Here is a 16,509-nt window from a genome sequence, read left to right as displayed (position 1 = left end):
CAACATCCCCGTCTCGATCCGCGGCTACACAAGCCGCCGATCTGGCCATCAAAGCCTCAAGGACAGGGGGTCATTTTTGGACGCCGATATCCCCGAGATGGGGGTCACTTTTGCAAGCCGAAACACAAAATTGACAGTTGTTTACAATCAGATGCTCGGGAAACCGGCTACCGAAGGGGCGATCCCGATGCGCAGGGCACAGGTTGCGGCCGGTCTCTCGTCAGAATTCGAAAGGCGCCGGAGCTTCCCCGGCTTGGCCGCGCAACGCCCGAAAGAGACGAACACGTCTGACCCGGTGGCGGCGGGGGCAGGCGGGCCATGAGCTGTCTCCGGCCTACCCACTCAGCCGGACGTTTCCTTCAGACAGACCCAGCTTGGCTCGAAGGTGCCAACGGAAGTGTCCTCCACCCCACTCGATGACCGTTTCGTCGCCCGCCGGCCCAGCCACCCTCCTTCTGATCGTTCGATTCAGAATGGATATGGCGCCTCGTCCAGAAAGACGTTCGGCGCGGGAATGCCGAGATAGCCCTTGAATACGCCGTACAGACCGAGCTTTCCGCTTTTATACGCCGCTGAACCATAGAGCGCCGCGGAAAGCGCCTTCAGCGCGAGCGCAAGAGCCTGGAGGCTGGATTCTCCGTGCACATCCAGGGAGTGATCGATCGGGTCGCCGACTTCATACCGGCACACCCATGAGTGCTCTCGCTTCTCGGGAGCAAATAGCCGAACCGGCACCGCGTTGCCTGATTCAGCGAAGTCGAGCGCCAGTTCGGCTATGATCGTCATCTGCGCGGTGCCTGAGGGTGGGTGAAGAGGGGCGGCCAACCGACCTCGCCGTTTGTCTTTATGCAACGCGCATTACGCTCGTTCGCACTCGCGTGACACATCGAGCGCGAGGCCGGATTCGGCTGACCATTGCAAACCTCTGTGTCGCGCGCGAGTTGGATGTCGCACTGCTTCGGATGTTCTGGCTTGGGCGGGCCTGAGGGACGTGACCCCGGCACGTCCCTCGGGCCGGACGGCTTGGCCAAGGGAATGGAAAAGGCGGTCGAGGCAACCGGTGGCAACTTGTGCAAGTGCTACCGGCTGCAAATGCAGTAGTTCGGGGCTGGGAAGGTGCGCCGGTCTCCGTACCGAAATGCTCTTCAGTCTGGCTCGCGTCAGCGGATGACGGCGATCGCAGGTGTCCGAAGAACGCCTGATGTTTCTGCTCTTCTAACTGTTGCCGCTGCTTCTCGATTTCCTGCGGGGAGCGCAGATACCACTGTGTGAGCCCGGAGCCACTCAGGCGGATCGATCTGGCCATAGGCCATCTTGCTCTCCTTGAACGAAGGCATGCGCGAGGGCCCGCGAGTTTCGCGTGGCTTGGCGCTGCTATTGAGCTGTGGAGTGCGTGGCTCTTGGTGTGACGCCTTGTCCGCTCAAGAGCGGGTGGCGCGGCGCACTGATCGACGCTCCGGCAGCGTGACAGATGCTCCAACGGGAGTCAAGAACAAAAAGAGAACAAACGACTCCGCTCTGTTGCTTCCCGGAATGCACATTACGCGAGGATGGCGGGGGTCATCTCGCGCCACGATCGTTCAGCACGCTTCGGAACCTCGGCTGTGGCGTGCACGTTGGCGTCAACGGCGCAGGTCGGGGACAGCACGAGGAGAGCTGAATGTCCCTTGGCACCATCCTGATCATCATCCTGATCCTGCTCCTGATCGGCGCCCTGCCGAACTGGGGATACTCGCGCGGCTGGGGTTATTTCCCGAGCGGCGGCCTGGGTCTGATCCTGGTGATCATCATCATCCTGGTCCTATTGGGGCGCATTTAGCGACGCGGCCCTTGGCGCAGGCCGCAATCACCCCCTAGCATCCGCCCCCAAAGCCAAGTTGGGGGGAGATGCATGACGGCCACGGAAACCGGGGCTGAGAGCCAGGCGCCGGCCGCGCTGACCACAGCGGGGCTCACGCCGTTCCAGAGAGCGAAGGCGATCGTCGGCGGCTCGGCCGGCAACCTCGTCGAGTGGTACGACTGGTTCGCCTACTCGTCCTTCGCCCTCTACTTCGCCCCCCACTTCTTTCCCAAGGGCGACACCACCGCCCAGCTCCTGCAGACCGCCGCCATCTTCGCGGTGGGTTTCTTCGCGCGGCCGCTGGGCGCCTGGCTGATGGGTCTGTACGCCGACTGGAAAGGCCGTCGCGCTGCGCTGGCGGTGAGCGTCGGCATGATGTGCGCCGGGGCCTTCGCCATCGCGGTCCTGCCGGACGCCCGCCACATCGGCGCGCTCGCGCCCGTGGGCCTGCTCGCCGCGCGGATCCTGCAGGGCCTCTCGGTCGGCGGAGAGTACGGAGCCAGCGCCACCTATATGTCCGAAATGGCCGGTCGCGCGCGGCGCGGCTTCTGGGCCAGCTTCCAGTACGTTACCCTGATCGCCGGCCAGCTCCTGGCCCTGGCCGTGCTCGTGCTGCTGCAGAACGTGATGGACAGGCCGGCCCTGGAAGACTGGGGCTGGCGCATTCCGTTCGTCATCGGCGCGGTCCTCGCCGTCGTCGTCTTCTGGATCCGCGCGGGGATGGACGAGAGCCCTTCCTATCACGCGGCCAAGGCCGAGGGGGCCGAACGGGCGCGGACCATGATGCTGTTCGCCCACTACCCGCGCGAGAGCGGCATCATCTTCGTGCTGACCGCGGCGGGCTCCTTGGCCTTCTACGCCTACACCACCTACATGCAGAAGTTCCTGGTCAACACCGCGGGCTTCAGCAAGGACGCCGCCACGGCGCTCACCGCCGTAGCGCTCGTCGTCTACATGGCCGCCCAGCCGCTGTTCGGCTGGCTGTCGGACAAGATCGGCCGCCGGACCACCATCGCCATCGCCTTCCTGGGCGGGACCATCGCGACCTATCCGGTGATGTCGGCTATCGCCACGGGGCCCTCGCAGGGCGTCGCCTTGAGCCTCGTCATCCTGCTGCTCGTCCTGCTCTCGGGCTATACGGCGGTCAGCGGGCTGGTGAAGGCCGAGCTCTTCCCGGCCCACGTCCGCGCCCTGGGCGTGGCGTTGCCCTATGCCGTGGCGAATGCGCTGTTCGGCGGCACGGCGGAGTATGTGGCCCTCTGGTTCAAGGACACGGGCGCGGAGGCAGGCTTCTACGTCTATGTCTCGGTGATCATGGCCGCCGGGTTCCTGGTGGCGGTGCGGCTGCGCGACACCAATCGCCATACGCTGATCAAGGAGGACTAGCGCAGTGCCGCCCGCGCTGGACATCGTCGCCTTCGCGATCTTCGCCGTCGCCTGGCTGTTCTACGAGCCGCTGCTGACCCTGGTGGCCAAGCGGCGGGGCGGCGTGCTGAACACCGACATGACGGTCATCCGCACTGCGTGGATGACCAACATGACCGGCCGCGATCCGCGGCTGATGGACGGCCAGCTCATGGGCCACGCACTGAACTCGGCTTCGTTCTTCGCCTCCTCCAACCTGCTGCTCATCGCCGCCGCCGCCGGCGCTCTGTTCGGCGGCGAGAACACCTTCCGCTCGGTCTCGGCGCTGGAGGTCGTGAAGACGTCGTCGCGCATGCTGTTCGAGGTGCAGCTGGCCCTGGTGCTCGTCAGCCTCGCCCGCGGGCTGCTCGACTTCATCTGGTCGATCCGCCAGCTCAACTACTGCATCGCCGCCATGGGCGCGGCGCCCGATCCGATGCCGGATCCTGCCGACCGGGAAGCTTATGGCGCGGTCATTGCGCGGATCCTCAATCCGGCGCTCTCGTCCTTCAACGCCGGCGTCCGCGGCTATTACTTCGCGCTCGCGGCAGCGGCCTGGCTGTTCGGCCCTTACGCGTTCATGGCCGCGACCGTCAGCGCCGTGGCTCTGCTGTTCTGGCGCCAGCGTTCGAGCGCGGCGGCCGGGGCGATCCGCGACCTGCGTCGCCTGTTGGAACGCTAGCCCAGGCCCAGCTCGGCCCGGGCCTTCCTGGTCAGCTTCGCGGCGATCAGCTGGTGGGAGGTTGCGATCCAGTCGGCGACGTCAGCCTCGTCCACGTCCGACAGATCGACGATCACCCAATGTCCCTTGGCGAGGTACGGCGCCTGTCGCGCGGGTCCGCCCTCGGTCAGGGCCATGAAGCCGATCTCGCTCACCTTGAACGACAGGGCGTTGTCGCCGGCGATGGCGAACACCTTGCCGCCCACCTTGTAGACGTCGTGGCCGCCCCACTGGACGACGTGGGTGGTCGCCGGCAACGCCAACGCCACCCTCGCCACGGTCTCATGCGTCGCCGCCCCCACCGACGCGCTCCTCAGGCGCTGACGCCGACGCCGATCGGGCAAGTCACGCCCGTGCCGCCGATGCCGCAGTAGCCGTGCGGGTTCTTGGCCAGGTACTGCTGGTGGTAGTCCTCGGCGAAATAGAACGGCCCGGCGGGCGCGATCTCGGTCGTGATGCGGCCCAGACCCTGCTTCGACAGCGCCTGCTGGTAGGCCTCGCGCGAGGCCTCGGCTTCCGCCGCCTGGGCGTCGTTGGTGACGAGGATGGCCGAGCGGTACTGGGTGCCGATGTCGTTGCCCTGCCGCATGCCCTGGGTCGGGTCGTGGTTCTCCCAGAAGGTCTTCAGGAGATCGCCGTAGCCGACCACCTTGGGATCGTAGACCACAAGCACGGACTCGGTGTGGCCCGTCCGGCCCGAGCAGACTTCCTCGTAGGTCGCGTTTGGGGTGACGCCCTGCTGGTAGCCGGCGGCGGTCACGTAGACGCCCGGGATTTGCCAGAAGACGCGCTCGACGCCCCAGAAGCAGCCCATGGCGAAATAGGCGGTCTCCAGCCCCTCCGGATAGGGGCCCTTGAGCGGCCGGCCGTTGACGAAGTGCGTCTCGGCGGTGGGGATGGCGTTGGGGCGGCCCGGCAGCGCCTCCTCAGGCGTCGGCAGGTCGAGGGGCTTCTTGAACAGCATGGGCGGGCTCCCGAAGGCGGAAAACAGGTCGGCCGTACAGATAAGAACTCAGCGCATGCGGCGCATCCCCGCAAGTCGACCGCCGGCTTACGACGCGCCGCTTGCCACTGGGGGCGTCCTGACTATATTCGCGCCCTCTCCGCGGGAGCCGTGGGGTGAGGTGGCCGAGTGGTTGAAGGCGCACGCCTGGAACGCGTGTATAGGGGAAACTCTATCGAGGGTTCGAATCCCTCTCTCACCGCCACTCAGGCGGTCGAACTTAGCTCTCGCGGAAGCACCGGGGAGTTTTCCGACTTCCTAGCCAACAGAACAGTCGCCGCCCCGAAGGCCTCCACCGCCGGGCGACGAAGGCGTTCGCCCATGAGCGCACAGGCCGTCAGTCCGCGGCGTCGGCGGTATGCAGGTGCTGGTCGCGGTCGCTGACGCCTAGGGCGTACATGAGGCCCACCCAGCCGCCCTTGATCCTGGGCAGCAGCGACAGCGTGATCACCAGCATGGACGTCAGCAGGATCGGCAGCGACCAGCGCGGGTCGCTCTCCCACACGATGGGGAACAGCAGCAGCGGCGCCACCACCAGATGGCCCACGAGCAGGATGGTCAGGTAGGCCGGCCCGTCATCGGCTGGATACTGGGCCAGGCTGTGATCGCAGCGCTCGCAGCGGTCGACCACCTTCAGGAAGCGCCAGAACAACCGGCTTTGCCCGCAGGCGGGGCACTTGTGCCGCAGGCCCCGGGACACGGAGCGCATGAGCGGGTGGACGATCTCGGCCATGGCGGCCATATGCCCGCTCGCGAGCTGCAGCGGAAGGGCCGGGGGCGTTCCGCCGCAGCCCTGCGGCGCTACGGATTGGTGCGGTGCTTCTTCTGCGCCGTGGGTTGGCCGAGCGCATCGGCGTCGTTGGCGACGTCGCCTTCCTCGGTGTTCTCGCCGTCGTCTCGCAGGATGTGCGGATCCTCGCCGGCCATGGTCGTGCCGCGGCTAGCGCCGATGCCGGGATCGGTCTCGAGGTCGTCGCGCGGCGGGCGGGCTTCGCCGGGGCCGGGATGCTTAGAGGTGGACATGGGCGGGCCTCCTTGGGTGGTCGCCCTGACCAACCCCAGGCAGCCCGCCGGGTTCCTTTAGCGCTTGGCGTCTTCCGCGGCGCCGGTGACGGCGCGGCCGGCCGCCTGGGCGTCGCGGCCGATGCCGGAGATGGTGTTGCAGGCGCCCACCAGCAGGGCGGAAGCGGCGGCGGCGAGCACGATCAGTTTGCGCATGGTTGAAACTCCTCTGGCGTCATCCTTCAACTCGAAGACGGCGGGTTTGTAGTCAAGCTTGGGGCGGCAATGCGGCGCTGCGGACAGCGCCGCATCCCGACATCTCGCTGCCCCGGACGCCCAGGATTCCGGCAGTTCGATGAAACTTCGCAGAACGCGTTATCGCACTGCAACGAAATCTTGCCAGGATCATTGTGCGATGCGAAACGGCGCGTCGTTCCGCGCCACGCCGTAGTTGGAGTATCCGCGTGCTCGAAATCCCGATGCGTACCTTCCCTGGCCTCTTCGTGGGCCGCCGCACCGTTCTTGCGGCGCAGGAGGTGACCGAGGGGGCGGAAGGCACGGCCTACCGCTGCGGCGCCTGCAATGACATGATCCTCGCCGAAACGGACCAGGCCCGTCTGCGCGACGTGGTCGTGAAGTGCCGCTGCGGCGAGTTCAACCAGCTCTAGGCTAGAGCTTCCGAACGAATTCGGCGCGCAGCACGAGGCCCTTGATGGTCTCGTGCCGGCAGTCGATCTCCTGCGGATCGCCGGTAAGGCGGATGGAGCGGATCACCGCGCCGCGCTTCAAGGTCTGGCCGGCGCCCTTGACCTCCAGGTCCTTGACCAGCGTGACCTTGTCGCCGTCGGCGAGCAGGTTGCCGACGGCGTCGCGCACCTCGACGCGCCCGGCCGCGGCGGCCTTCTCGGCCGCCTCGGTGACGCTGATCCACTCGCCGGTGTCCTCGTCGTAGACGAACTCCTCGTCGCTCATCAGTCCGCGTCCATCTTGAGGGCGGCGATGAAGGCTTCCTGCGGAATCTCGACCTTGCCGAACTGCCGCATGCGCTTCTTGCCCTCCTTCTGCTTGTCGAGGAGCTTCTTCTTGCGGCTGATGTCGCCGCCGTAGCACTTGGCGGTCACGTCCTTACGCAGAGCGCGCACCGTCTCGCGGGCGATGATCCGGCCGCCGATGGCCGCCTGGATCGGGATCTGGAACATGTGAGGCGGGATCAGTTCCTTCATCTTTTCGACCATGCCCCGCCCGCGGCTCTCGGCGCGGTCGCGGTGCACCAGCATCGAGAGCGCGTCCACCGGCTCGGCGTTGACGAGGATCGACATCTTCACGAGATCGCCGACGCGGTAGCCCTCGATCGAATAGTCGAAGCTGGCGTAGCCCTTAGAGATCGACTTGAGGCGGTCATAGAAGTCGAACACCACCTCGTTCAGCGGCAGGTCGTAGACGACCATCGCCCGCGTGCCGACGTAGGACAGTTCGCGCTGCTCGCCGCGGCGGTCCTGGCAGAGCTTGATGATCGAGCCGAGGTATTCGTCCGGCGTGAAGATCGTCGCCTTGATCCAGGGCTCGGCGATGCTTTCGATCTTCACGGGGTCGGGCAGGTCGGCCGGATTGTGCAGTTCGATCTCGTCGCCGTTGGTCATCGTCACGCGATAGACGACCGAGGGCGCCGTCGCGATCAGGTCCAGGTCGAACTCGCGGCTGAGGCGCTCCTGGATGATCTCCAGGTGCAGCAGCCCCAGGAAGCCGCAGCGGAAGCCGAAGCCGAGGGCGGCGCTGGTCTCCATCTCATAGGTGAAGCTGGCGTCGTTCAGGCGCAGGCGGCCGATGGCGGCCCGCAGGTCCTCGAAGTCGGCGGCGTCCACAGGGAAGAGGCCGCAGAACACCACGGGCTGCACCTCGCGGAAGCCGGGCAGGGGCTTGTCGGTCGGTTTCCGCTCGTCGGTGATGGTGTCGCCGACGGCGGCGTGGGCCACTTCCTTGATCGAGGCGGTGATGAAGCCGACCTCGCCGGGGCCCAGTTCGGCCACGTCGGTCTGCTTCGGCCGGAACACGCCCAGGCGATCGATCTGATACTGGGCCCCGGTCTGCATCATCTTGACCTTCTGGCCCACCTTCAGCACGCCATCGAAGACGCGGACCAGTACGACCACGCCCAGGTACTGGTCGTACCAGGCGTCGACCAGCAGGGCCTTCAGGGCTGCGTCGCGGTCGCCCTTGGGCGGCGGCAGGCGGGTGACGATGGCCTCCAGCACATCGTGAATGCCGACGCCCGACTTGGCCGAGCACTCCACGGCGTCCGACGCGTCCAGGCCGATCACGTCCTCGATCTGCTGGCGGACCCGGTCGGGTTCGGCGGCCGGCAGGTCGATCTTGTTCAGGACGGGCACGATCTCGTGGTTGTTGTCGATCGCCTGATAGACGTTGGCCAGCGTCTGGGCCTCGACGCCTTGCGAGGCGTCCACCACCAGGATCGAGCCCTCGCAGGCGGCCAGCGACCGGCTGACCTCATAGGCGAAGTCGACGTGCCCGGGCGTGTCCATCAGATTGAGGATGTAGGTCTCGCCGTCGTCGGCCTTGTAGTGCAGCCGCACCGTCTGGGCCTTGATGGTGATCCCGCGCTCGCGCTCGATGTCCATGTTGTCGAGCACCTGCTCGCTCATCTCGCGCGCGGTGAGCGCCCCCGTCTCCTGGATGAGCCGGTCGGACAGGGTCGACTTGCCGTGGTCGATGTGGGCCACGATCGAAAAGTTGCGGATCTTGTCGAGGGGAGTCGTCATTGCGCGCGCCCTCTACCACATATCGCGCCCTCTGCGAGACAGCAGGGCTCGCTCGGCCCTGGCCGTCACGCGGCGTCGCGTCGCGGCGCTTGTGGTTAATCCGCCATTAAACTGCGAGGGAGCAATCAGGCCCACGGGGACGGGAGCTGGAAGCTACGAAGGAGGCACGCCGCCCATGGACCGTCGCACGCTCATCGCCACCGGCATCGTCGCGCTCGGCGCGCCAACGCTGGTGCGCGCCCAGACCGTCTCCAGCCAGGAGCTGCCGCCGGCGGGCGCCGCTCCACCGCCCCGTCCGGGCGCCCGTGATCCCTACAACGAGGGCCGCTCGGGCGCGCCCAACGCCGAAGGACCGCCTGCGCCGCAGCCGCCGCAGCCCACCTATTCGACGGGCAGCGAGGACAAGACCTACAGCCAGGACGAGATCGTCCGCGGCGTCTCCGACTTCATGGGCGTCACGGCCGAAACCGCCGGCGGCGTGGTCGAAAAGCTGTTCGCCAGGAACGGCCGCCCTACGGCCTATATCGCCGGCGAAGAGGGCTCGGGCGCCTTCGTCGTCGGCGGCCGCTACGGCCGGGGTCTGCTCTACATGAAGGACAGGGAGCCCCTGGAGGTGTTCTGGCAGGGGCCGTCGCTGGGCTGGGACTTCGGCGGCAACGCCTCCCGCGTCTTCACCCTCGTCTACGACCTCTACGAGCCCGAGCTGATCTTCCAGCGCTTCCCGGGCGTGGAGGGCTCGGCCTATGTCGTCGGCGGTTTGGGCGTGAACTACCAGAAGGCCTCGGGCGTCACCCTCGCGCCGATCCGCGCCGGCGTCGGCCTGCGACTGGGCGCCAACGTCGGCTATCTCGCCTACACGCGGAAGCGCAACATCCTGCCGTTCTGATCCCGCCTTCTCCCGCGAGGGAGAAGGAAGATCAGCTCCTGAGCTTCGCGCCGACGGCCTTCTCCGCCGCCGCCACGACCTTGGCCGACAGGACCTCGATCTCGGCGTCGGTGAGGGTCTTCTCGCGCGGCTGCACGACCACCTCGATGGCGACCGACTTCTGCCCCTCGGGCACGCCCGGTCCCTGATAGACGTCGAAGACCCGCACGTCGGCGATGAGCTGCCTGTCGGCGCCCGCAATGGGACGGACAAGGTCGCCGGCTGGTGTCCCGGCATCCATCACGAAGGCGAAGTCGCGCTTCAGCGGCATCAGGGGCGAGAGCTCCAGCGCCGGCTTGGTCTTCACGCCCTTCTTCTTGGGCTCGGGCACGGCGTCGAGGTTGATCTCGAAGGCCAGCATCGGACCGTCGGCGTCCAGCGCCTTCAGCACCTGCGGATGCAGCTCTCCGAACTCGGCGACGACCACCTTGGGGCCGAGCTGCAGCCGGGCCGAACGACCGGGGTGCCACCAGGGCGCGTTCTGGCCCTGGACGACCTGCAGCGCCGGCGCGCCCACCTCGTCCAGCACCGCCAGCAGGTCGGCCTTCAGCGCGAACAGCGGGTCGACCCCGCCTTTGATCCATGACTTCGGCGGGTGCGGAGCCACGAGCGCGGTGATGGCGCTCCACTGGTCGGCCGGCTTGTCGCCGCGGAAGTTGGGGCCGATCTCGAACAGCGCCGCGTCGGGGAAGCCCCGGCGGGCGTTGCGGGCGGCGGCCTCGATCAGGTTGGGCAGGGCCGAGGGACGCATGCAGTCGAGGTCGGAGGCGATCGGATTGGCCAGGACCAGCTCGGGCTGGCCGCCGCCGAACAGTTCGGCCCAGGCCTGGCGCAGGAAGCTCCAGGTGATGGCCTCGGCATAGCCGCGCGCCGCAAGAGTGCGGCGGGCGTCGCGCATCCGCCGCTGGCGCAGCGTCAGCACCCCGCCGGCTTGGGGCGGAACCTCTGGCAGGGGCTCGGCCGGCAGCTTGTCGTAGCCGGCGATGCGGGCGATCTCCTCGACGAGGTCGGCCTTGCCCTCCACGTCGCGGCGCCACGAGGGGGGCGTGACCTGGTCGCCTACGACCTTGAAGCCGAGGTCGGTCAGGATGCGGTCGATCTCAGCCGCCGGCAGGTCCAGGCCCGAGAGCTTCTTCACATAGGCGCGGTCGAATGCGAAGGCCGCCGGCGGCGCCGGCGCCTCGCCCGCCACGCGCAGTTCCGAGGCCTCGCCGCCGCACAGCTCCAGGATCATCGCCGTCGCCAGCTCGATGCCGGGCACGACCGACTGCGGATCGACCGTGCGGGCGAAGCGGTACTGGGCGTCGGAGTTGATGCCGGTGTCGCGGCCGGTCTGGGCCGTCCGGATCGGATCGAACCAGGCGCACTCCAAGAAGACGTCGGTGGTCGCCTCGGAACAGCCGGTGGACTCGCCGCCCATGACGCCGCCGATGCCGATCGGGCGCTGGCCGTCGGCGTCGGCGATGACGCTCATCTCCGGCGTCAGGTCATAGGTCTTGCCGTCCAGCGCGATGAGCTGCTCGTCCTTGTGGGCGTGCGGCGTCGGCTGGTCCTCGCCGGAGGGCTCGGCCGGCCCCTTGCCCAGGCGCGCCTCGATCACGTCGCCCACCATCAGGGCGCGGTCATAGACGTGCAGCGGCCGGGCGCGGTCGTAGGTGATGAAGTTGGTGATATCCACCAGGGTGTTGATGGGGCGAAGGCCGATGCTGGTCAGCCGCTGCTGCAGCCAGGCGGGCGAGGGGCCGTTCTTCACGCCGCGGATCAGCCGGCCGGCGAACACCGGGCAGGCGTCGCCGTCGACGCGGATCTCGACCGGGCAGGGGAAGCTCCCCTTCGCCTGCGGCGTCGTCTCGGGCTTCAGCTTGCCGAGACCCGCCGCGGCCAGGTCGCGGGCGATGCCGCGCACGCCCAGCCAGTCGGGCCGGTTCGGCGTCACCTCGAAGTCGATCACGGCCTCCAGGCCGAAGGCCTCGGCGGCGCTCGCGCCCACCGGAAGCTCGTCCGGCAGTTCGACGATGCCGTCGGACTCCTCGGCGACTTCCAGCTCCTTGGCAGAGCAGAGCATGCCGTTGGAGACGACCCCGCGGACGGGTCGCGCCTCCAGCGTGATTCCGCTGCCGGGCACATAGGCGCCGATCGGCGCGTAGATCGTCGTCAGCCCCGCTCGCGCGTTGGGTGCGCCGCAGACGATCTCAAGGCGGCCGTCCTTGGTCTCCACCTGGCAGACCCGGAGCTTGTCGGCGTTCGGGTGCTGCACGGCCTCGACGATCTTGGCGACCGTGAACTTGGCGAGCTTGGCGGCGGGGTCCTCGACGGACTCCACCTCGAGGCCGGCCATGGTCATGGCGTCGACGACCTCGTCGACCGTCGCGGTCGTGTCGAGGTGCTCCTTCAGCCAGGAGAGGGTGAACTTCATGGCGCCTCTCCTAGCTCAGGCCGGTCGACGAATTCGGAGCCTGGAAGGCCGAGAAGCCCCAATGCTCCAGCCAGCGCACGTCCGAGCCGAACATGTCGCGCAGGTCGGGCATGCCGTACTTCAGGCTGCCCAGGCGATCGACGCCCATGCCGAAGGCGAAGCCCTGCCATTCGTCGGGATCAAGGCCGCAGTTCCGGAGCACGTTGGGGTGGACCATCCCGCCGCCCAGGATCTCCAGCCAGTCGGAACCCTGGCCGATCTTGATCGAGCCGCCGGAGCGGTCGCACTGCACGTCCATCTCGCAGGACGGCTCGGTGAACGGGAAGTGGTGCGGACGGAAGCGGGTGACCACGGCGTCGGTCTCGAAGAACCGGCGCGTGAAGGCGTCCAGGGTCCACTTCAGGTGGCCCATGTGGATGTTGCGGTCGATCACCAGGCCTTCGAGCTGGTGGAACATCGGCGTGTGCGTGGCGTCCGAGTCCGAGCGATAGACGCGGCCCGGCACAATCACGCGGATCGGCGGCTCCTGGCCGTTGGCGATCCAGGCCGGCAGCTTCTCGTTCGCAGTCCGCATCGTGCGGATCTGAACCGGGCTCGTGTGCGTCCGCAGCAGCTTGCGCTCGCCCGCTTCGTCCTCGCGCAGCCAGAAGGTGTCGTGCATCTCCCGCGCCGGGTGCTTGGGCGGGAAGTTCAGGGCCGTGAAGTTGTGGAAGTCGTCCTCGATGTCCGGACCTTCCGCCAGCGCGAAGCCCATGTCGGCGAAGACGGCGATCATCTCGTCCAGCACCTGCATGGTCGGATGCACCCGACCGCGGCGCTGCGGCGCGGGCGGCAGCGAGAGGTCGACCCGCTCGGCCGCGAGCTTGCGGTCAAGCTCGGCGGTCTCCAGCGCGGCCTTCTTCTCGGCGATGGCGCTGGCGACGGCGTCGCGCAGCCCGTTGATCTTCGGGCCCTGCTCGCGGCGCTCGTCCGGGCTCATCTTGCCCAGGCCCTTCAGCATCTCGGAGATCGAGCCGGACTTGCCCAGCGCCTCGACGCGGACGGCTTCCAGGGCGGCGATGTCCTGCGCGGCGTCGATGCGGGCGAGCAGCCCGGCCTGCAGTTCGGTGAGGTCTGTCATGACGGCGGTTGCTCTAGAGGAGGTTTGTCTGGGGCGGAAGGCAGCAAAAAGCCCTCCGGCGGTTCGGCCGGAGGGCTCTTCGAAGCTTCAAGGACCTTACGGTCCCCAAGGGCTTAAGCCAGCGCGGCGCGAACCTTGTCGGCGATGGCCTTGAACCCGGTCGGATCGTTGCCCGCGATGTCCGCGAGGACCTTGCGGTCCATTTCGATCCCGGCCTTGTCCAGGCCGAAGATAAACTGCGAGTAGGTGAAGCCTTCCAGGCGCGCCGCGGCGTTGATCCGCTGGATCCACAGCGAGCGGAAGTTGCGCTTCCGGACCTTGCGGTCGCGGTAGGCGTACTGGCCGGCCTTGTCCACGGCCGCCTTGGCGGCGCGGATGGTGTTCTTGCGGCGCCCGTAGAAGCCCTTGGCTTGCTCGAGAACCTTCTTGTGCTTGGCGTGGGCGACAACGCCCCGTTTCACGCGAGCCATCTGTCAGTTCTCCTTAGAGGCCGTAGGGGAGCCAGTTGCGGATGATCTTGGCGTCGGCCTCGCTCATCACCTTGGTCCCGCGGTTCTGACGGATGTACTTGCCGTTGTGGCTGATGAGGCGGTGGCGCTTGCCGGCGACGCCGGCCTTCAGCTTGCCCGTCGCCGTCATCTTGAAGCGCTTTTTCACGCCCGACTTCGTCTTCAGTTTCGGCATTTCACTCAGGGCCCGAAGGTCCTGTCCTCTGGTCGTGTTGATGAACCGCCATGGCATGCCTTGGGGCCAGGCGGTTCCGAAGGGGCGGGCTAGTAGCGGAAAGGCGTGCCGATGGCAAGGCGGCCATGCTTTCCGGGCCTTTTACCTCGCTCCTTAAAGGCCGGTTACCCGCGATGGCTTAACTGGGGCGTCCCGGCCGCGCAAACGCGGCGACGGAGACGACGAGAATGTCGAGCATCTCTTCCACGGCGCCGTTCACGCCCGGCTACAACCCGCATGCCATTCAGGCCCAACAATCCAGGAAGGCCGATCAGGCCGCGGAGAAGGCGCAGCAGAAGGTCGCCGAGCTCACCGCCACGGCGGTCGCCGCCGAGTCCGTGAAGGACTCCAAGAAGGGCGGCCTGCTCGACATCAGCGTCTAGGCCGGCCCCTCACGCCAGGCGGCTGGTCCTGCCGCGCACCTGCATGGCGAACCACAGGGCGGGCAGGACCAGCAGCGCCGAGAACGCGAACACCGAGCCCGGCGCGACGCGTGAGAAGAGCTGTCCCGCGAGCACCGGGCCGCCGATGCGGGCGAGCGCCATGCCGCTCATGTTCAGGCCCAGCATCTCGCCCTGCCGGTGCGCCGGCGCCGCCTGGGAAATCAGCGCCGAGACGTTCGGGAAGCAGATCGACTGCCCCACGCAGACCAGCGCGAACCCGACCATCGCTACGATCCAGGTGGGAGACAGCCCCTGGACCGTCAGCCCCAGCCCCATCAGCACCAGCCCGGCCGTCAGGGTCGAGGCCTCGCCGTAGCGCCGGGCCAACCGCCCTGAGAGCCAGCCCTGGCAGACCGCGCCCAGCAGGCCGATGCCCATGAAGGCCAGGCCGATCTGGCGCGGACCCCAGCCGAAGCGGGCTTCGGTCCACAGGCCGTAGGTGGCCTCGATGCCGGCGAAGCCCACCACCACGATGAAGCTGATCATCACCACCCGGCTGATCACCGGGTGGGCGAAGGCGTCGCGCACGCGGGCGGGCTTCGGTCCTTTGGGCAGCGGGACGGCGTCGGGCCGCCGCTCGCGCACCAGCAGGACAACCGCCAGGGCGGAGGCGATCGCAAACGCGGCCGCCGCCAGCAGCGGCAGCTGGAAGCCGAGGGCGCCGCGGCTGGGTTGGGCCAGCAGACCACCGATGGCGGGTCCGGTCATGAAGCCCGCGCTGAACGCCGCGCCCATGATCCCCATGCGCTGCGGGCGCTTCTCTGGCGGCGTGATGTCCGCCAGCGCGCCCTGCAGGGTGGAGATGTTGCCGGCGAAGAAGCCGTTGGCGAACCGAATGGCGAACGCCCAGCCGATGTTGGGCGCAAAGGCGAGCGCCACATAGCTCACGCCCACCATGGCGATGGTGGCGATCAGCACCGGACGCCGCCCCATGCGGTCGGACAGCCGGCCCCAGAACGGCTCGCCGAGGAACTGGCCGACCGAAAACGTCGAGAACAGCAGCGTCACCTGCCAGGCCGGCGCATCGAACGCCTGGGCGAAGAAGGGCAGCAGCGGGATGACCAGGCCGAAGCCGGCGATCATCAGGAAGATGACGCCCAGCAGGACGACCAGCGCCCGGCGTTCCTCGAGCTCGCTCATGGCGCGACCCGGAGGTTGGCGGAAACGGAAGAGGGCGCCGACGCGCGCGCAGGCGACGTCGTCGCCCGCGGTGCGAACTGGGACATGGCGGGTGAGGTAGGCTCAGGCCCCGGCGGCGGCAACCGCCGTTGGTCGCAAGGTTCGGCGCCTGTGGCCGCCAGGCCTCAGCGGGCGGCGGCCTGCTGCTTGCCGAGCTCGGCCTTGAAGCCGGCGTAGCCGCGCTCGAAGAACGTCCGGCAGCCCTCGGGATCGACGAAGGCGTCGGCCTTGCCCGACTTGGCCTTCTCCGCCGCTCGGAAGAACTGCGCGTGGCTTGCCAGGAACACGTCGCAGGGCGCGGCGCGCCAGAAGCGGTAGCTCTTCTCGTAGTCGGCGGCGATGCCGGGGTAGCTCTCCTGGCCCGCCAGCGTGTAGCCGGGAAGCACGGTGTTCGAGCAGAGGACGAGGGCCTGCCGCGCCTGACCGGACACCGTCACCGGGAAGGTCCAGGTGGTGCAGCCTCGCGTGTGGCCTGGCGTGATGTGGGCGGTCAGCGTGCGATCGCCCAGCTTCACCTTCTGGCCGTCGCGGATGGTCCCGTCCGGCTTCACCGGCGGGTAGCCATAGCGGTCGCCCAGGAAGAAGTCGCCCTTGCCGCCGCGGGCCATCAGCTTGCCGTCCTCGGCGCTGACCAGCACCTTCGCCCCCGTGGCGGCTTTCAGCGCGGCGATGCCGCCGGCGTGGTCGATATGGGCGTGGCTGTTCAGGATGATCTTCACCTGGCTCTTCGGGTCGAAGCCCAGGCGGCGGATGTTGTTCAGGATCTGCGGCGCGGTGCTCTCGTAGCCGCCGTCGATCAGGATCAGGCCCTTGTTGGTCTGGATCAGGTAGCTGGCGACGTCCGAGGCACCCACCCACCAGACGCCGTCGGCGACGGCGAAGGGCTTCACCGGCTCGTTGCCCCGATCCTGGGCGGCCGCGGGCATGAAGAAAGCGGCCGTCCCGAGGACGGCCGC

At 67.9% G+C, this 16,509-nt stretch carries 21 protein-coding genes and 1 tRNA gene; 8 read left to right on the top strand and 14 right to left on the bottom strand.

Features of this window, described 5'->3' with window-relative positions; all coding sequences use genetic code 11:
* Positions 1-322: hypothetical protein (locus ACO2Q0_RS17690; protein WP_423352836.1), on the top strand; the 322-nt coding region annotated here is incomplete at its 5' end.
* A gap of 146 nt (positions 323-468) precedes the next feature.
* Here the strand turns inward: ACO2Q0_RS17690 and ACO2Q0_RS17685 are convergent.
* Positions 469-786 (bottom strand): DUF6968 family protein, encoded by a 318-nt coding sequence (locus ACO2Q0_RS17685; protein WP_423352835.1) that lies wholly within the window; start codon positions 784-786, stop codon positions 469-471.
* An 874-nt stretch (positions 787-1,660) separates the two neighbouring features.
* Here ACO2Q0_RS17685 and ACO2Q0_RS17680 point away from each other — a divergent pair.
* From ACO2Q0_RS17680 to ACO2Q0_RS17670, 3 genes are all read left to right on the top strand, one after another.
* Positions 1,661-1,819, top strand: a complete 159-nt coding sequence (locus tag ACO2Q0_RS17680; RefSeq protein ID WP_257837210.1) for a DUF3309 domain-containing protein — start codon at positions 1,661-1,663, stop codon at positions 1,817-1,819.
* Positions 1,820-1,891: 72 nt separating this feature from the next.
* Complete coding sequence (locus ACO2Q0_RS17675; protein WP_423352834.1) at positions 1,892-3,226, top strand: MFS transporter; 1,335 nt, start codon at positions 1,892-1,894, stop codon at positions 3,224-3,226.
* Between the two features lie 4 nt (positions 3,227-3,230).
* Complete coding sequence (locus tag ACO2Q0_RS17670) at positions 3,231-3,926, top strand: DUF599 domain-containing protein (RefSeq protein ID WP_423352833.1); 696 nt, start codon at positions 3,231-3,233, stop codon at positions 3,924-3,926.
* Here ACO2Q0_RS17670 and ACO2Q0_RS17665 read toward each other — a convergent pair.
* Both ACO2Q0_RS17665 and msrA read right to left on the bottom strand, forming a co-directional pair.
* A complete protein-coding gene (locus ACO2Q0_RS17665) occupies positions 3,923-4,267 on the bottom strand; it encodes an MmcQ/YjbR family DNA-binding protein (RefSeq protein ID WP_423352832.1) in 345 nt (114 codons plus the stop codon). The genes ACO2Q0_RS17670 and ACO2Q0_RS17665 overlap by 4 nt on opposite strands.
* An 11-nt stretch (positions 4,268-4,278) precedes the next feature.
* Positions 4,279-4,929 (bottom strand): peptide-methionine (S)-S-oxide reductase MsrA, encoded by a 651-nt coding sequence (msrA, locus tag ACO2Q0_RS17660; protein WP_423352831.1) that lies wholly within the window; start codon positions 4,927-4,929, stop codon positions 4,279-4,281.
* A 154-nt stretch (positions 4,930-5,083) separates the two neighbouring features.
* Between msrA and ACO2Q0_RS17655 the strand changes: the two genes are divergently transcribed.
* Positions 5,084-5,173, top strand: a tRNA-Ser gene (locus ACO2Q0_RS17655).
* 132 nt (positions 5,174-5,305) lie between these two features.
* Here the strand turns inward: ACO2Q0_RS17655 and ACO2Q0_RS17650 are convergent.
* From ACO2Q0_RS17650 to ACO2Q0_RS17640, 3 genes are all read right to left on the bottom strand, one after another.
* On the bottom strand, positions 5,306-5,701 hold the full coding sequence (locus ACO2Q0_RS17650; protein ID WP_423352830.1) for a DUF983 domain-containing protein: 396 nt from the start codon (positions 5,699-5,701) through the stop codon (positions 5,306-5,308).
* A 68-nt stretch (positions 5,702-5,769) separates the two neighbouring features.
* Positions 5,770-5,991, bottom strand: a complete 222-nt coding sequence (locus ACO2Q0_RS17645) for a hypothetical protein (RefSeq protein ID WP_423352829.1) — start codon at positions 5,989-5,991, stop codon at positions 5,770-5,772.
* 57 nt (positions 5,992-6,048) lie between these two features.
* A complete protein-coding gene (locus ACO2Q0_RS17640; protein ID WP_423352828.1) occupies positions 6,049-6,186 on the bottom strand; it encodes an entericidin EcnA/B family protein in 138 nt (45 codons plus the stop codon).
* Between the two features lie 263 nt (positions 6,187-6,449).
* On the opposite strand from ACO2Q0_RS17640, the gene ACO2Q0_RS17635 reads away from it, so the two are divergent.
* A complete protein-coding gene (locus ACO2Q0_RS17635) occupies positions 6,450-6,638 on the top strand; it encodes a hypothetical protein (RefSeq protein WP_423352827.1) in 189 nt (62 codons plus the stop codon).
* 1 nt (position 6,639) lies between these two features.
* On the opposite strand, the gene ACO2Q0_RS17630 is transcribed toward ACO2Q0_RS17635, so the two are convergent.
* Both ACO2Q0_RS17630 and lepA read right to left on the bottom strand, forming a co-directional pair.
* Positions 6,640-6,846 carry an alkylphosphonate utilization protein gene (locus ACO2Q0_RS17630; RefSeq protein ID WP_423352853.1) on the bottom strand — a complete coding sequence of 69 codons (207 nt, stop codon included), beginning with the start codon at positions 6,844-6,846 and terminating at the stop codon, positions 6,640-6,642.
* A 95-nt stretch (positions 6,847-6,941) separates the two neighbouring features.
* The gene (gene lepA, locus ACO2Q0_RS17625; RefSeq protein ID WP_423352826.1) at positions 6,942-8,747 is read right to left on the bottom strand and encodes a translation elongation factor 4; all 1,806 of its coding nucleotides are present in this window, start codon (positions 8,745-8,747) and stop codon (positions 6,942-6,944) included.
* A gap of 175 nt (positions 8,748-8,922) precedes the next feature.
* On the opposite strand from lepA, the gene ACO2Q0_RS17620 reads away from it, so the two are divergent.
* Complete coding sequence (locus ACO2Q0_RS17620; protein ID WP_423352825.1) at positions 8,923-9,633, top strand: DUF1134 domain-containing protein; 711 nt, start codon at positions 8,923-8,925, stop codon at positions 9,631-9,633.
* Positions 9,634-9,664: 31 nt separating this feature from the next.
* Here ACO2Q0_RS17620 and pheT read toward each other — a convergent pair whose 3' ends face one another.
* The 4 genes from pheT to rpmI all read right to left on the bottom strand — a co-directional run bounded on the left by pheT (position 9,665) and on the right by rpmI (position 13,892).
* Positions 9,665-12,088, bottom strand: a complete 2,424-nt coding sequence (gene pheT, locus ACO2Q0_RS17615) for a phenylalanine--tRNA ligase subunit beta (RefSeq protein ID WP_423352824.1) — start codon at positions 12,086-12,088, stop codon at positions 9,665-9,667.
* A 10-nt stretch (positions 12,089-12,098) separates the two neighbouring features.
* On the bottom strand, positions 12,099-13,208 hold the full coding sequence (gene pheS, locus ACO2Q0_RS17610; protein ID WP_423352823.1) for a phenylalanine--tRNA ligase subunit alpha: 1,110 nt from the start codon (positions 13,206-13,208) through the stop codon (positions 12,099-12,101).
* A gap of 113 nt (positions 13,209-13,321) precedes the next feature.
* Positions 13,322-13,678, bottom strand: a complete 357-nt coding sequence (rplT, locus tag ACO2Q0_RS17605) for a 50S ribosomal protein L20 (protein WP_423352822.1) — start codon at positions 13,676-13,678, stop codon at positions 13,322-13,324.
* Positions 13,679-13,691: 13 nt separating this feature from the next.
* On the bottom strand, positions 13,692-13,892 hold the full coding sequence (gene rpmI, locus ACO2Q0_RS17600; protein WP_423352821.1) for a 50S ribosomal protein L35: 201 nt from the start codon (positions 13,890-13,892) through the stop codon (positions 13,692-13,694).
* Between the two features lie 227 nt (positions 13,893-14,119).
* Here rpmI and ACO2Q0_RS17595 point away from each other — a divergent pair, with 227 nt between their 5' ends.
* A complete protein-coding gene (locus tag ACO2Q0_RS17595) occupies positions 14,120-14,314 on the top strand; it encodes a hypothetical protein (protein ID WP_423352820.1) in 195 nt (64 codons plus the stop codon).
* Positions 14,315-14,323: 9 nt separating this feature from the next.
* Here the strand turns inward: ACO2Q0_RS17595 and ACO2Q0_RS17590 are convergent, their stop codons facing one another.
* Both ACO2Q0_RS17590 and bla read right to left on the bottom strand, forming a co-directional pair.
* The gene (locus tag ACO2Q0_RS17590) at positions 14,324-15,514 is read right to left on the bottom strand and encodes an MFS transporter (protein WP_423352819.1); all 1,191 of its coding nucleotides are present in this window, start codon (positions 15,512-15,514) and stop codon (positions 14,324-14,326) included.
* Positions 15,515-15,678: 164 nt separating this feature from the next.
* The gene (bla, locus tag ACO2Q0_RS17585) at positions 15,679-16,479 is read right to left on the bottom strand and encodes a subclass B3 metallo-beta-lactamase (protein WP_423352818.1); all 801 of its coding nucleotides are present in this window, start codon (positions 16,477-16,479) and stop codon (positions 15,679-15,681) included.
* Positions 16,480-16,509 lie beyond the last annotated feature (30 nt).

Source organism: Phenylobacterium sp. VNQ135 (assembly GCF_049445735.1).
GTDB lineage: Bacteria > Pseudomonadota > Alphaproteobacteria > Caulobacterales > Caulobacteraceae > Phenylobacterium.
This window is presented reverse-complemented; position numbering and strand designations above follow the sequence as displayed.

Bases quoted from the DNA above. Each gene is read 5' to 3' on its own strand.
- ACO2Q0_RS17620 (WP_423352825.1), top strand. From the start codon at position 8,923: ATGGACCGTCGCACGCTCATCGCCACCGGCATCGTCGCGCTCGGCGCG.
- msrA (WP_423352831.1), bottom strand. From the start codon at position 4,929: ATGCTGTTCAAGAAGCCCCTCGACCTGCCGACGCCTGAGGAGGCGCTG.
- ACO2Q0_RS17685 (WP_423352835.1), bottom strand. From the start codon at position 786: ATGACGATCATAGCCGAACTGGCGCTCGACTTCGCTGAATCAGGCAAC.
- lepA (WP_423352826.1), bottom strand. From the start codon at position 8,747: ATGACGACTCCCCTCGACAAGATCCGCAACTTTTCGATCGTGGCCCAC.
- ACO2Q0_RS17645 (WP_423352829.1), bottom strand. From the start codon at position 5,991: ATGTCCACCTCTAAGCATCCCGGCCCCGGCGAAGCCCGCCCGCCGCGC.
- rpmI (WP_423352821.1), bottom strand. From the start codon at position 13,892: ATGCCGAAACTGAAGACGAAGTCGGGCGTGAAAAAGCGCTTCAAGATG.
- ACO2Q0_RS17675 (WP_423352834.1), top strand. From the start codon at position 1,892: ATGACGGCCACGGAAACCGGGGCTGAGAGCCAGGCGCCGGCCGCGCTG.
- ACO2Q0_RS17650 (WP_423352830.1), bottom strand. From the start codon at position 5,701: ATGGCCGAGATCGTCCACCCGCTCATGCGCTCCGTGTCCCGGGGCCTG.
- ACO2Q0_RS17680 (WP_257837210.1), top strand. From the start codon at position 1,661: ATGTCCCTTGGCACCATCCTGATCATCATCCTGATCCTGCTCCTGATC.
- ACO2Q0_RS17640 (WP_423352828.1), bottom strand. From the start codon at position 6,186: ATGCGCAAACTGATCGTGCTCGCCGCCGCCGCTTCCGCCCTGCTGGTG.
- ACO2Q0_RS17590 (WP_423352819.1), bottom strand. From the start codon at position 15,514: ATGAGCGAGCTCGAGGAACGCCGGGCGCTGGTCGTCCTGCTGGGCGTC.
- bla (WP_423352818.1), bottom strand. From the start codon at position 16,479: ATGCCCGCGGCCGCCCAGGATCGGGGCAACGAGCCGGTGAAGCCCTTC.
- pheS (WP_423352823.1), bottom strand. From the start codon at position 13,208: ATGACAGACCTCACCGAACTGCAGGCCGGGCTGCTCGCCCGCATCGAC.
- ACO2Q0_RS17635 (WP_423352827.1), top strand. From the start codon at position 6,450: ATGCGTACCTTCCCTGGCCTCTTCGTGGGCCGCCGCACCGTTCTTGCG.
- rplT (WP_423352822.1), bottom strand. From the start codon at position 13,678: ATGGCTCGCGTGAAACGGGGCGTTGTCGCCCACGCCAAGCACAAGAAG.
- pheT (WP_423352824.1), bottom strand. From the start codon at position 12,088: ATGAAGTTCACCCTCTCCTGGCTGAAGGAGCACCTCGACACGACCGCG.
- ACO2Q0_RS17595 (WP_423352820.1), top strand. From the start codon at position 14,120: ATGTCGAGCATCTCTTCCACGGCGCCGTTCACGCCCGGCTACAACCCG.